The 13121-nt window shown below is 64.4% G+C and carries 12 protein-coding genes; 1 reads left to right on the top strand and 11 read right to left on the bottom strand.

Annotation, left to right across the window (positions count from 1 at the left end):
- Positions 1-180: 180 nt before the first annotated feature.
- From I6F24_RS29865 to I6F24_RS29880, 4 genes are all read right to left on the bottom strand, one after another.
- Positions 181-1464: a cystathionine gamma-synthase family protein gene (locus tag I6F24_RS29865; protein ID WP_225150643.1), complete on the bottom strand. Its 1284-nt coding sequence runs from the start codon at positions 1462-1464 to the stop codon at positions 181-183.
- 314 nt (positions 1465-1778) lie between these two features.
- Positions 1779-2228 (bottom strand): cytochrome c, encoded by a 450-nt coding sequence (locus I6F24_RS29870; RefSeq protein ID WP_057028751.1) that lies wholly within the window; start codon positions 2226-2228, stop codon positions 1779-1781.
- 130 nt (positions 2229-2358) lie between these two features.
- A complete protein-coding gene (locus I6F24_RS29875; protein WP_057028750.1) occupies positions 2359-4668 on the bottom strand; it encodes a xanthine dehydrogenase family protein molybdopterin-binding subunit in 2310 nt (769 codons plus the stop codon).
- Positions 4669-4851: 183 nt separating this feature from the next.
- Entirely contained in the window at positions 4852-5133 is a 282-nt protein-coding gene (locus I6F24_RS29880; RefSeq protein WP_225150642.1) for a hypothetical protein, read from the bottom strand.
- A 370-nt stretch (positions 5134-5503) separates the two neighbouring features.
- On the opposite strand from I6F24_RS29880, the gene I6F24_RS29885 reads away from it, so the two are divergent.
- Positions 5504-5845 (top strand): hypothetical protein, encoded by a 342-nt coding sequence (locus I6F24_RS29885; protein WP_225150640.1) that lies wholly within the window; start codon positions 5504-5506, stop codon positions 5843-5845.
- Between the two features lie 14 nt (positions 5846-5859).
- Here I6F24_RS29885 and I6F24_RS29890 read toward each other — a convergent pair whose 3' ends face one another.
- From I6F24_RS29890 to I6F24_RS29920, 7 genes are all read right to left on the bottom strand, one after another.
- A complete protein-coding gene (locus I6F24_RS29890) occupies positions 5860-5988 on the bottom strand; it encodes a DUF1127 domain-containing protein (RefSeq protein ID WP_225150638.1) in 129 nt (42 codons plus the stop codon).
- The gene (locus I6F24_RS29895) at positions 5988-6254 is read right to left on the bottom strand and encodes a hypothetical protein (protein ID WP_225150636.1); all 267 of its coding nucleotides are present in this window, start codon (positions 6252-6254) and stop codon (positions 5988-5990) included. Before I6F24_RS29895 ends, I6F24_RS29890 begins: the two co-directional genes overlap by 1 nt.
- Positions 6255-6510: 256 nt before the next feature.
- Positions 6511-8037 carry a murein biosynthesis integral membrane protein MurJ gene (murJ, locus tag I6F24_RS29900; RefSeq protein WP_225150634.1) on the bottom strand — a complete coding sequence of 509 codons (1527 nt, stop codon included), beginning with the start codon at positions 8035-8037 and terminating at the stop codon, positions 6511-6513.
- Between the two features lie 214 nt (positions 8038-8251).
- Complete coding sequence (locus tag I6F24_RS29905; RefSeq protein ID WP_225150709.1) at positions 8252-9403, bottom strand: DegT/DnrJ/EryC1/StrS family aminotransferase; 1152 nt, start codon at positions 9401-9403, stop codon at positions 8252-8254.
- A gap of 38 nt (positions 9404-9441) precedes the next feature.
- On the bottom strand, positions 9442-10446 hold the full coding sequence (locus I6F24_RS29910) for a Gfo/Idh/MocA family oxidoreductase (RefSeq protein ID WP_225150632.1): 1005 nt from the start codon (positions 10444-10446) through the stop codon (positions 9442-9444).
- A gap of 182 nt (positions 10447-10628) precedes the next feature.
- The gene (locus I6F24_RS29915) at positions 10629-12041 is read right to left on the bottom strand and encodes a mannose-1-phosphate guanylyltransferase/mannose-6-phosphate isomerase (RefSeq protein ID WP_225150630.1); all 1413 of its coding nucleotides are present in this window, start codon (positions 12039-12041) and stop codon (positions 10629-10631) included.
- A 7-nt stretch (positions 12042-12048) separates the two neighbouring features.
- Positions 12049-13038: an SDR family NAD(P)-dependent oxidoreductase gene (locus I6F24_RS29920; RefSeq protein WP_036029977.1), complete on the bottom strand. Its 990-nt coding sequence runs from the start codon at positions 13036-13038 to the stop codon at positions 12049-12051.
- Positions 13039-13121 lie beyond the last annotated feature (83 nt).

Here is a 13121-nt window from a genome sequence, read left to right on the forward strand (position 1 = left end):
GGACGCAAGGAGGGAGCGTCCGGCCTTTTCGATTCCAAGCAACTTCGTAGCCCGGATGGAGCCAACGGTCGGCGCGAAGCGCCGCCCGTTGGTGCAATCCGGGAGCCCTGCGCGTTGCGGACAGGTCCCCGGATTTCGCTGCGCCCCATCCAGGCTACGACGCTACGACTCTGACCGTGCTCAAGCCGCGTTCAGCGCCTGCGCGAGGTCTGCGATCAGGTCCGACGGGTTCTCGATGCCGATCGACAGCCGGATCGTGGAATCGAGCACGCCGATCTTTCGGCGGATGTCGGCGGGAACGCCGGAATGGGTCATCGTTGCCGGCAGGCTTGCGAGCGATTCCGTGCCGCCAAGGCTCACCGCCAGCTTGAGGATCTGCAGCGCGTTGAGGAATTTCACCGCCGCCTCCTTGCCGCCGACGATGTCGAACGAGAACGTCGAGCCCGCGCCCAGGCATTGCCGCGCGAACACACGGCCGGACAGCGAGCCCTGCTCGTGGTGACCGAGATAGTGCACCCTGGCGACCTTCGGATGGTCGCGCAGGAAGTCCGCCACGAGCCGCGCATTCGCATCGGCCTTCTCCATCCGCAGGCTGAGCGTCTCGAGCGAGCGGTTGATCATCCAGCACGAATGCGGATCGAGCTGGGTGCCGATGGCGCCGCGCAGCGCCTTGATGCCTTTCATGATCGCCTTCGATCCGAGCGCGGCGCCCGCGATCAGGTCGGAATGACCGCCGACATACTTTGTCAGCGAATACAGCGACAGATCCGCGCCGTGTTCGATCGGCCGCTGAAACACCGGCCCGAGCAGCGTGTTGTCGCAGGCGATGACGGGCGTGTGTCCCTGGGCCTTGCCGATGGAATCGGCGATGCGGCGGATCATTGCGATGTCGACGAGGCCGTTGGTCGGATTGGCGGGCGTCTCGATCAGGATCATCGACACCCGCCCCTTGCCCATGGCCTGCTCCGAGGCCTGCCTGACTGCCGTCTCGTCGATGCCGTCGGCAAAGCCGACGGCGCCGATCGACAGGCGCGCGAGCGTGTTCGTCAGCAGCGTCTCCGTCCCGCCATAGAGCGGCTGCGAGTGCAGGATGACATCGCCGGGGCGAACGAAGGCCAGGATCGTGGTGGCGATAGCCGCCATGCCGGACGAGAACAGCGCGCAACTCTCCGTGCGCTCGTAGATCGCGAGCCTGTCCTCGACGATCTCGCTGTTGGGATGATTGAAGCGCGAATAGACCAGGCCGGCGCCCATGCCTTCCGGCGGCTCGCGCCGTCCGGCGACGTAGTCGAAGAAGTCCTGCCCGTCCTCGGCGGTCTTGAACACGAAGGTGGAGGTCAGGAACACCGGCGGCTTGATGGCGCCCTCGGACAATTGCGGATCATAGCCATAGGTCAGCATCAGGGTTTCCGGATGCAGCATATGATTGCCGATATGGGTCTTGGAGGGGAACGGTTTTGCCATGGCCTGTCTCGCTGTTGATCGAGGTGCTCGCCGCGCGCTGGGAATCCCGACGTGAGGATGCCGGGAGGAGACTCGTGTGAGCGCACGGCCGTTGGCGCAAGGATAGCCGCTCTCGCGGCAATCCGTCAGGCCTTGCGGACGGAAGTTCCTGCAGGCCGCGGTCAAGAAAAAGGCGGTTGCTTTCGCAACCGCCCTTTCCGAAGTCCTTGGTAGCCCGGATGGAGCGCAGCGCAATCCGGGACAAGTCCATCAAGTCACGCCGTCTTCCCGGATTGCGCTGCGCTCCATCCGGGCTACAAACGACGACCGCCCCGCTATTTCAATTTCACGCGATAGGTTTCGTGACAATCATTGCAGCGGTCGTTGATCGCCGTGTAGGCCGCCTTCAGGCCCGCGACATTGGTGATCTTGCCTTTGGCGTCGGCGATCGCCTTCTGCACCGGCGGGATCTTGGCATCGAAATCGGCCTTGTTCTGCCAGACCTTCGGCGAGGAACCATAGGTCGCGTTGACGACATCCTGCTTGGGATTGATCTCGAAGGTCTTGGCGATCTTGGCAACATCGGCCTCGATGCTGGCGATGGCCTCATCGGCAGCCTTCTTGTCGAAGGGAATATCGCCCTTGCTCATCTTCTGAAGCACGCCATACTGATTCTTGGCGATCGCTCGCATCAGATTGTCCTGCTGGACGGCAATCTCCTGTTGCGCCATGACGGCGCCCGCGCCCAGCACGAGGGCGCCCGCGACAATCATCGTCCGTTTCATTGGTTCGTTTCTCCGGCTCTCGAGACGTTCGGGGAATGAGACTGTCACCGGCTTCTGGTGAAGCCGGGACCCATCATAGGTAGAACCCCGCGCGGCGCGTTTATTCCCGTGCGCGCGGGGGAGCGCGGCTTCACAAGCTGTGACGGCGGTGATGCTCGCTGATCGCAACCCACACCCGCTCGGGCGTTGCCGGCATGTCGATGTGGTCGATCTTGTACTCGCGCCAGAGCGCATCGACGATGGCGTTGACCACGGCCGGACAGGAGCCGATCGCGCCGGCCTCGCCGGCCCCCTTCACGCCCATCGGATTGGTCTTGCAGGGCACGTTGTGGGTCTCGAACACGAAGGCCGGCCCGTCCGCCGCGCGCGGCAGCGCATAGTCCATGAAGGTCGCGGTGATGAGCTGGCCGTCGGTCGGTCCATACACCACCTGCTCCATCAAGGCCTGGCCGATGCCCTGCATGGCGCCGCCATGCACCTGGCCGGCCAAGAGCAGCGGATTGAGCGTCTTGCCGAAATCGTCGACGATCACGTAGTTGACGATTTTGATGATGCCGGTCGCCGGATCGATCTCGACCTCCGCAACATGGGTGCCGTTGGGATAAGTGCCGTCGGCGCTGGCAAAGGTCGCGCTACCGTTCAGCTTCGATGGATCGACGCCGGGCCGCTTGGCCAGGTCGGCAAACGAGATCGAGCGGTCGGTGCCGGCGATCCGCACCACGCCTTCGGAGATTTCGAGGTCGCCCGCGCTGGCTTCCAGCGCCTGTGCCGCGATCTCCTTCAGCCTCGAACCGAGCTCGCGCGTGGCGCGCTCGACGCTGACGCCGCCGGAGGGGATCGAGGCCGAGCCGCCGGTGCCGAGGCCGGTCGCGATCTCGTCTGTGTCGCCCTGCCGGACATGCACGCGCTCGGGCGCCACGCCGAACTGTTCGGCGACGATCTGCGCATAGGCGGTCTGATGGCCCTGCCCGCTCGATTGCGTGCCGATCAGCACGGTGACGTCGCCATTGGCATCGAGGCGGACGTTGGCCGTCTCTTCACCCATCACGCCGCAAATCTCGACATAGCTCGCAAGCCCGATGCCGCGGATCAGGCCGCCCTTCTTGGCCGCCTTGGCGCGCTTGGGGAATTCCTTCCATTCCGCGATCTCCATCGCGCGCTTCAGGTGCGCGGCGAAGTCGCCGGAATCGTAGACCTTGCCGGTCGCGGTCTTGTAGGGCAGCGCCTTCGGAGGGATGAAATTCTTGCGGCGGATGGCATCCGGCGTCATGTCGAGCTTTCGCGCGCAGGCATCGACGAGGCGCTCGATGACATAGGCGGCTTCGGGCCGGCCCGCGCCGCGATAGGCGTCGACCGGCACGCTGTGGGTGAAGATCGTGCGCACCCGGCAATGGAAGGCCTGGATGTCGTAGAGGCCGGGCAGCATGCCGGCGCCGCCATGCGGGATGTAGGGCCCGAAGGTCGACAGATACGCGCCCATGTCGCCCATGAGGTCGCAATCCATCGCGAGGAACTTGCCGTCTTCAGCCAGCGCCATCTTGGCAGTGGTGACGTTGTCGCGGCCCTGCGCATCGCCCATGAAATGCTCGGAGCGGTCGGCCGCCCACTTCACCGCCTTCTTCAGTTTGCGCGCAGCGACGGCCATCAGGGCATATTCCCGATACGGAAACAGTTTTGTGCCGAACCCGCCGCCGACGTCGGGGCAGATCACCCGCATCTTGTCGGTAGGGATGTTGAGCACGTTCTGGCAGAGGATGTCGCGCAGACGGTGGCTGCCCTGGCTGCCGACCGTCAGCGTCAGATGGTCGCGCTTGGAATCGTATTCGCAGACCGCCGCGCGGGTCTCCAAGAAGCTTGCAACCACGCGCGGATTGACGATGGAGATCTCGGCGACCGCATGTGCTTTCGCGAAGGCAGCTTCCGTCGCCGCTTTGTCGCCGATCGAGACGTCGAACAGCACGTTGCCCGGCTTGTCGGGCCAGACCAAGGCTGCGCCCTTCTTCACGGCGTTGACGACGCCAGTCACCGCGGGCAGCGGCGACCATTGGACCTCGATCGCCTCGATCGCATCGCGAGCCTGGTCGATGGTCTCGGCGACCACGAAGGCGACGGCATCGCCGACGTGGCGCACCTCGTCCTTGGCCAGGATCGGGTAAGGCGGGCCGGTGAACGGATCGGTCTCGAGGTTGAACAGGCAGGGCAGATTGCCGAGATCCCCGACGTCGTCGGCCGTCAGGATCAGCGCAACGCCCGGCAGGCCGCGCGCGCGGCTCGCATCGATGCTGTATTTGGCATGCGCATGCGGCGAGCGCAGCACCAGGCAGCGGAGCGCGGCCTGCGGCGCGTAATCGTCGGTATAGCGGCCCTTGCCGCGGATGAGCGCGTCATCCTCCTTGCGCAGCACGCTTTGGCCAACGCCGAACTTGATGGGAGCCGCCATTTTATCTTCCCGTTCTCATGGTTGTTTTGTGGGCATATTGCCGTGGAAAAACTGGCAAGGCAAACGGGTTTAGGCGGGCGCAGGGGTCGCAGGTTCAATCGCGCCACGCGTGCCTCACGGGAATGCTCGGCAAGGTCCCAGCGTGATCGTGTGACGTTGACGGCGAGAGCCAAGCGCTCCCACTTAGCTGTTCTCGTGCTCACCCCGAGCTTCAAATAGCTGATGAGCATCGGAGGCCGTGAGCGTCAGCCCGTACAAATCTTTCAGCGTCGAAATGCGTTGCAGCGTCGCAGGCTCGAACGGAGTCTTGCCTTCGAACGAATGCAGGAGAACGCCCTCCAGCAAATCACCGAGGCTCATATCCAGGTATTCGGCGAGGCCTTTCGCGACCTTGAGAATGCGCTTCTCGATCCGAACTCCCGTCTGTACGCGTTGGACTGAATGCTTGTGGGTTTCTGAACTCATGATGTGTGACCTCGATCGGAAGGCGGGCGTTTAGTCGCATCATGCCATTGCCGGACTTGCTCGGGCATCGGTCTCCAGCCCTGCAACTCACGTCCTCAGAGACCAGGTGAATCTTGGATTCGTTCGGACGCCTGCGGGGTCGACGGTCTGATCGCGGAACCATTGTTGTCACACAGGCAGAGCCTGGGCGGCCGAGTTGACCGATCCCAATTTGCCTTTCCCGTTCTAGAATGTTACCTTGGTACCAAGGTAACATAGACGTAGCTGCACGGATGCTGCAGAGGTCGCCGAACTGAGCGAGGGCTTCCTCGCGCGTACACTTCCGGGGGCACGTTTCAGCCATCGTGAACATCTGATCGTGACGAGCTACTTGCTCGCCACTGATCCGGCTCGGGACTGGCGGGTCGAACTCCCCGAGATGATCCGCGCCTACAATGTTGCCGCTGGCGGCGTGAACGACGATGTGCGTGGCTATCACCACACGATGACGATGGCCTTCTTGATGATCATCGAAGGAATTCTTGCGGAGGTCGGCCGCCGCGACATTGTCGCCGCCTGCAACGCGGTGCTTGCGTCCCCGGCAACCGAAAAGGATGCACTGTTGCGTTTCTGGAGCCGCGAAGCGCTGTTCTCGCGGGAGGCGCGGCACGGCTGGATTGAGCCAGACCTTGCCGAGTTCAAGCCGCGCGCGTCAGGTCATATGCCAGCGTGAGGATCGTCGATTACTCACATCCCGCGGCTCAACAGATACCTCGTACTATCTCTGAGCGCATCGATCGCCCGCCCAGGTGCGAGATAGTTGATCTCGGCGCGCGTCAGGCCGATGTCGGTCAGCTCCCTGTCGCTCAGATCCATCAAACTGACCCGCGGGTGCAGGCGCCACGTCCCAAAAGCAGACCAATATCGCTTGAGCAGGCCCAGGAGACTTTGCGCCGGCGCGGCTGCGGCAGCTTCTCTCCCCGACAAGGCTTGGCCCGGCGTTGCAACGGACACGTTGAGACGAGCCGCTGCCGCCGAACCTCGTCCATGGCCTGCTTCGCGAGCGCAATGGATTGGTCGAGGCGAAGCACCGCCGCATCGTGCTCGGCCTCGGATGAAATGCTCGTCAGTTGTGGTGGCATCGGACGCTCCTGCTGTTGAGCCGGCAGGGAGCGTGGCCAAACAAAAGGCCCCGTCCGATGCCGGCGGGGCCTGGTGGAAAAGATGTCGTCGAAATCCTAGCGCACGACTCCTCCCACCGCCCAGCCGAAGCGGGTGATGTGGTTGCGGGAGACTTTGCGCGAGCACTTGATCATGAGCGACTCCTACCACCGCAATCGCGCAAAATCAAGAGATGTGCCGATGTTGGCTGCAGCTTGGAGGCGAATGCCGTGCTCTCTAGCCACGCACCAGCGAGACCAGCCATTTGCGGCCGAACAAGACGAGGATCGCGAGCGCGTAGACGATCGTGCCGCCGACGGCGAGCAGGATCAGCATCAATTCATCCCGGAAGTGCATCGCGCCCAGCCAAGGGCCGCTGAAGTGCGCAATCAGCCAGAACGCGGCGGCGAGGATGAGGCCGGTCAGCAAGAACTTGGCGAGCGACAGCAGCCAGGCGCGGTCGAGCACGAGAAAGCCGCGCCGCACGGCGAAGTACAGCACCAGCAAGAGATTGGTCCAGACGCCGATGGCGGTGGCCAGCGCGAGGCCGATCTGGGCCAGCGATCCCATCAAGGCGACCTTCAGCGCGACATTGACCGCGATACCGGTCAGCGACGCCCGCACTGGCGTTGCGGTGTCCTTGCGGGCATAGAAGGTCGCGACCGCGCTGCGGATCAGCACGAACGGGATCAAGCCGATGGCATAGGCCGCGAGCGTCGCACCGGCGGCGGCGGCATCGGCCTTGGAGAACGCACCGCGCGCGAACAGCGCGCGCATGATCGCATCGGGCACGGTGATGAAGGCGGCCACGAACGGGATCGAGAACAGCAGCGTGAAATCGAAGGCGCGGCGCTGCGCCCTCAGCGCGCCATCGTGGTCGTTTGCGGTGATCCGCCGCGACATCTCCGGCAGCAGCACCGTGCCGATGGCGATGCCGATGACGCCGATCGGCAGCTGGTTGAGCCGGTCGGCATAATAGAGCGCGGACAGCGCGCCCGCGGGCAGGAAGGTCGCGATGATGGTATCGGCGAACAGCGCGACCTGCGTGCCCATCGAGCCCAATGTCGCCGGCCCCAGCGCCTTGAAGAAGCCGCGGACGTCTTCGTCGAGCTTGAGCGGGGCAAAGCGCGGCAGGCCGCCATGGCGGGCGAGATCTCCGGCGAGCAGGAAATATTGCAGGAAGCCGGAGATCAGGACGCCCCAGGCCGCGGCATGGCCTGCGGTCGGAAACCAGACGGCAACCGCCAGCGTCATCATCATGGCGACGTTGAGGAAGATCGAAGCGGCCGCGGCGCTGGCAAAGCGCTGCATCACGTTGAGCATGCCGCCATAGAGCGTCACCAGCGTGATCAAGAGCAGATAGGGAAAGGTGATCCGGGTCAGCTCGATCGCGAGCTTGCGCTGCTCGGCATCCTCGGAAAAGCCCGGCGCCAGGATGCTCATGGCCTGCGGCATGAACAGCCAGGCGGCGATCAGCAGCACCACCTGCGAGGCCAGGAGCAGCGTGAAGATGCGGTCGGCGAACAAATGTGCGGCCGCCTCCCCCTTCTCGCCATGGACATGGGCATAGGCCGGCACCCAGGCGGCGTTGAAGGCGCCCTCGGCGAAGATCGCGCGGAAATGGTTGGGAAGCCGCAGCGCCACGAAAAAGGCGTCGGCCACCGGCCCGGCACCGAGGATCGCCGCGAGCATGATGTCGCGGGCAAACCCCGTCAGCCGCGACAGCAGCGTGTAACCACCGACCGTGAAGATGCGTCCGAGCATGCGGATTGTTGTAGAGACTTATCGGACGGAGGTCGATGCATCTTGCGATGCGCATTACTGCGCCCTCTCCCCTTGCGGGAGAGGGCAGCACCGCAGGCAGATACAGACTCAATCGGGTGAGGGATATCTCTCAGCGCATGCCGTACGGAGAGAGACCCCTCACCCGGCTTCGCTTCGCGAAGCCAACCTCTCCCGCAAGGGGAGAGGGAAGAACTCAGCCCGCCAGCGCGCCGCGGACGGCGGCGATGATTCGCTCCTGATCGGCCTCGGTCAGGTAGGCATGCATCGGCAGGCTGATGACGTCCTGCGACAGGCTCTCGCAACCCGGCAATCCGCCCTCGGCGACCGGGTACTGCTTGTAGGCGGTCTGCTGGTGCATCGACTTGCCGTAATAGATCGCGGTCGGCACGCCCTGGGCTTTTAGCGCGGCAGCGAAACCGTCGCGATCGGTGCCTTTGGGCAGGCGGATGGTGTACTGCGCCCAGACCGAGGTCTTGCCGGGCGCGAGGCGCGGCACGGTGACGACATTGGACAGGCCGCGCGCATAGCGCTCCGCGACCCTGTTGCGAGCGGCGATCTCGTCATCGAAGATCTTCAGCTTCTCGATCAGGACCGCGGCCTGCATGGTGTCGAGCCGGCCGGTGAGGCCGAGGCGGACGTTGTCGTATTTGTCGACGCCCTGCCCGTGCACGCGGATGCTGCGCAAGGTGGCGGCGAGCTCGTCGTCATCGGTGAAGATCGCGCCGCCGTCGCCGAAGCAGCCGAGCGGCTTTGCCGGGAAGAAGCTGGTCGCAGTGGCGTGGCCGAGGGTGCCGAGCTTGCGCCCCTTGTAGCTCGCGCCAAAGCCTTGCGCGGCGTCGTCGAGCACGAACAGGCCCTCGGCCCTGGCGATCTCGGCGATGGCATCGTGATCGGCGGGCTGGCCGAACAAATCGACCGGAATCACCGCGACGGGCTTGAGACCGGCCTTGCGAGCGGTGGCGATGCCGCGCTTGAGCGATTCCGGGCTCATGTTGAAGGTGGTCTCGTCGACGTCGACATAGACCGGCGTCGCGCCGGTCCGCGCCACGGGCGAAGCGGTCGCGATGAAGGTGAAGGACGGACACAGCACGGCATCGCCGGGCCCGACATTCCTGGCCATCATCACCATCAGGATGGCGTCGGTGCCGCTGGCGCAGCCGATCACGTGCTTGGCGCCTGAGTAGGCCGCAAGCTGCTTCTCGAGCTCGAAGACCTCCGGCCCGTTGACGAACTGGCAATGGTCCATCACGCGCTTCACGGCGGCATCGAGCGAGGCGCCGAGCCGGCGGCGCTGCGAGGCGACGTCGATGAAGGGAATGGGTTCGGAACGTAAGTGCTGGTTCATGACGCCTTGTGACGTTTGAGCGGTCGACATGGAAGGGATCAGCCGGCGACGCGGCGCGGCCCCTTGCGCGCGGGTGACGTCGCCGCAGGACGCGAGGGCCTCTCCAGGCATTGCGTGGCGATCTCGAGGCTGGCGACGCCCTCGTCGCCCGTCACTGCCGGCGTCTCGCCGTTGCGCACCGCCTTGAGGAACGCGATCAGCTCGGCGCGAAGCGGCTCGTCATGGCCGACCGGCAGATGCCGCATCGAGTAGCTGCCGTCCGGCTTGAAGCCGAAGCATTCGGTGACCTGGCGCGTCAAGAGATCGCCCATCACGTATTTGCCGCGCGTTGCGACCGTGACGCTGCGCGCCTTGAACGGCGTCAGCCAGTTGGTGTTGATGTGGGCGAGCACGCCGCTCTCGGTGCGGAACTGCAAGAGCGCGATGTCCTCGCGCTGGGCGACCGCGCTCGACAATTGCGGCTGCACCTCGACGATGTCGGATTCGGTGAACCAGCGGATCAAATCGATGTCGTGCACGGCAAGGTCGATGACGACGCCGACATTGGACATGCGCGGCGGGAACGGGCCGACGCGGGTGATCGCGATGGAGAGAATGTCCTCGCCCGCGATCGCCTGCTTAACCGCGGCGACCGCCGGATTGAAGCGCTCGACATGGCCGATCATCAGCGTGACGCCCGCCTTGTGCGCGGCGGCGACGATCTCGCGGCCCTCTGCCACCGTGGATGCGATCGGCTTTTCGACCAGCACATGGATGTTCTTGGCGATGCATGCGAGCGCGACCTCGTGATGCAGATGGGTCGGTGCCGCGATGGTGACGGCATCGACGCCTTCGGCGAACAGCTGGTCGAGCGTCTCGAAGCTTTCGCAATTGGCGAGCTCCGTGGCCCGCGCACGATGTGCCGGCGAGGGATCGACGACGCCGACGAGGCTGACGCCGGGCAGGCCGCTGAGCACGCGCGCATGGTTGCTGCCCATCACGCCGGCGCCAATGACACCGACGCGCAAGCCGGCCTTTGCCGGTGCAGATCCCCTGGAAGTCATCTGAGCAAACCCCGATTCAACGCAAATCCCCGGGCCGCTTCTAGCACGGACGCCACATTTGTGGCGAATGCCGCCCTGGCGGGCCGGACACGATTTGATTCAAAAAGTTACACGTTCCCCGGGCCTTAGGCCGAAAAAGATACCGCTTCTCGGCCCGGGTCGCGTGATTCGGAGTTTGCTGGTTACGACCTTTGATAGTCGTCTTCAATCCGGATGATGTCGTCTTCCCCCAGATAGCTTCCAGTCTGGACCTCGATCAGATCCAGCTGGATCTTGCCGGGATTCTCCATCCGGTGGACGGCGCCCATCGGGATGTAGATCGACTCGTTCTCGTGCACCGTCTTCACCGTCTCGTTGACGGTCACCTGCGCCGTGCCGCGGACCACGATCCAGTGCTCGGCACGATGATGGTGCTTCTGCAGCGACAGCCGCCCGCCCGGCTTCACCACGATGCGCTTGACCTGGTGGCGCTCGCCATTGTCGACGGATTGATAGCTGCCCCAGGGCCGGTGCACCTTGAGATGCTCTTCGGTGACTTTCGGCGCGACCGACTTCAATTTCGTCACCAGGCGCTTCAGCCCGTTGGCATCCTTCTGCCGCGAGACCAGCACCGCGTCCGCGGTCGCGACGACGACGAGATCGTCGACGCCTTCGAGCGCGACCAGCGCGGAATCCGTGGTGACGTTGCAATTGCGGGAATCCTCGAACACGGCGGTGCCGTGCGCGGCATTGCCTTGCGCGTCCTTCTCCGACAGCTCCCACACCGCATGCCATGAGCCGACGTCGGACCAGCCGCACGACACCGGCACGACGGCGGCGCGCGAGGTCTTCTCCATCACCGCATAGTCGATTGAGATCGCCTTGGCCGCGCCGAACGCCTCGGGCTCCAGCGTGACGAAGCCGAGATCGCGGCCGGCATTGTTGACGGCATTGGTGACGGCCTCGACGCTTGCCGCATCGACCCTGCGATATTCGTCGAGCAGCACGCTCGCCGGGAACATGAAGTTGCCGCTGTTCCAGAGATAGCCGGAATTGACGTAGTCGGAGGCCTTCACCGCGTCCGGCTTCTCGACGAAGCGCGCAACCGCCTGCACCTCGCCCGCGATCACGTCGCCCGGATTGATGTAGCCATATTCCGTTGCCGGCCGTTCCGGCTTGACGCCGAAGGTGACGATGCGCCCGGCATTCGCGGCGGTGAGGCCCTCGCGACAGGCGGCGACGAAGGCAGCATTATTCTGCACGACGTGATCGGCGGCGAGCGCGAGCACGATCGCCTCGCTGGCGCGGTTCTGCGCGAACACCGCGCCGGCCGCGATGGCAGGGCCGGAATCGCGCCGCATCGGCTCGAGGATCACGTCGGCCTCAATGCCGATCTCGGCGAGCTGCTCCAGCACCATGAAGCGGTAGGAGGCGTTGGTGATGACGATCGGCCGGTCGAACAAAGAGGGATCGGACACGCGCAGCAGCGTGTCCTGGAACGTCGAGCGCGTGCCGAACAGCGGCAGGAACTGCTTGGGCCGAACCTCGCGCGAAGCGGGCCACAGCCGCGTGCCGGCACCGCCGCACATGATCAGGGGGATTATGCGTTTGTCCATCGTGATCTCAAACCTTGAAATGGTCCCGATACCAGGTGACGAAGTTATGAACCCCATGCTCGATCGGCGTTGACGGTGCAAAGCCGGTGTCGCGCGAGAGATCCTCGACATCCGCGAACGTTTCCAGCACATCTCCCGGCTGCATCGGCAGCAATTCTTTGATCGCCGTCCGGCCCAGCTCCCGCTCCAGAAGACCGACGACGTGCATCAGTTCCTCCGGATGATGATTGCCGACATTGTAGAGCTTTGACGGCGCATTTGCGGCAGCCGGATCGTCCGCAGGCACGAGATCGATCAGCTTGGACACGACGCGCGTCACATCGTCGATATAGGTGAAATCGCGGCGCATTTTGCCATGGTTAAAGAGCCGGATCGGCTTGCCGGCCATGATGGCGCTCGCGAACAGAAACATGGCCATGTCGGGGCGGCCCCATGGCCCGTAGATGGTGAAGAACCGCAGCCCCGTGACCGGCAGGCGATAAAGATGGCTGTAGGACTGCGCCATCACCTCGTTCGCCTTCTTGGTCGCGGCGTAGAGGCTGACCGGATGGTCGGTGCGGTCCGCAACCGCAAATGGCAGTTTTGTGTTGGCGCCGTAAACGGAGGATGACGAGGCGTAGACCAGATGACCGCAGCCATTGTTGCGGCAGCCCTCCAGCACGTTGAGAAAGCCGACGAGATTGGAATCGGCGTAGGTCTGCGGCTGCTCGATCGAGTAGCGCACGCCGGCCTGCGCGGCCAGATGCACGACTTTGGCAAAACGATGCTGCGCGAACAGCGCCGCCATGGTCTCGCGGTCGGCGAGATCGGCCTCGACGAACGAGAAACGCGGTTGGTCCCGGAGCAGAGCAAGGCGCGCTTTCTTCAGCGCCGGATCGTAATAGCTGTTGAGATTGTCGAGCCCGACGACGGCGCGACCTTCGCCCAGGAGCTGCCGGGCGACGTGGAAGCCGATGAAGCCGGCCGCACCCGTGACCAAAATCGCCCGATCCGTCATCCTGTTCCCTGGGTGATCCCTCGCCCGATCCTGTCTAGCCGCCACCTCGACGGGGTCGCAATAGGCTCCCCGCTCCTTCACGC

Source organism: Bradyrhizobium sp. BRP23 (assembly GCF_020194135.1).
In the GTDB taxonomy this organism is placed as follows: domain Bacteria; phylum Pseudomonadota; class Alphaproteobacteria; order Rhizobiales; family Xanthobacteraceae; genus Bradyrhizobium; species Bradyrhizobium yuanmingense.

Coding starts and splice junctions, on each gene's coding strand:
- I6F24_RS29865 (WP_225150643.1), bottom strand. CDS start 1,464: ATGGCAAAACCGTTCCCCTCCAAGACCCATATCGGCAATCATATGCTG.
- I6F24_RS29870 (WP_057028751.1), bottom strand. CDS start 2,228: ATGAAACGGACGATGATTGTCGCGGGCGCCCTCGTGCTGGGCGCGGGC.
- I6F24_RS29875 (WP_057028750.1), bottom strand. CDS start 4,668: ATGGCGGCTCCCATCAAGTTCGGCGTTGGCCAAAGCGTGCTGCGCAAG.
- I6F24_RS29880 (WP_225150642.1), bottom strand. CDS start 5,133: ATGAGTTCAGAAACCCACAAGCATTCAGTCCAACGCGTACAGACGGGA.
- I6F24_RS29890 (WP_225150638.1), bottom strand. CDS start 5,988: ATGGATCTGAGCGACAGGGAGCTGACCGACATCGGCCTGACGCGCGCC.
- I6F24_RS29895 (WP_225150636.1), bottom strand. CDS start 6,254: ATGCCACCACAACTGACGAGCATTTCATCCGAGGCCGAGCACGATGCG.
- murJ (WP_225150634.1), bottom strand. CDS start 8,037: ATGCTCGGACGCATCTTCACGGTCGGTGGTTACACGCTGCTGTCGCGG.
- I6F24_RS29905 (WP_225150709.1), bottom strand. CDS start 9,403: ATGAACCAGCACTTACGTTCCGAACCCATTCCCTTCATCGACGTCGCC.
- I6F24_RS29910 (WP_225150632.1), bottom strand. CDS start 10,446: ATGACTTCCAGGGGATCTGCACCGGCAAAGGCCGGCTTGCGCGTCGGT.
- I6F24_RS29915 (WP_225150630.1), bottom strand. CDS start 12,041: ATGGACAAACGCATAATCCCCCTGATCATGTGCGGCGGTGCCGGCACG.
- I6F24_RS29920 (WP_036029977.1), bottom strand. CDS start 13,038: ATGACGGATCGGGCGATTTTGGTCACGGGTGCGGCCGGCTTCATCGGC.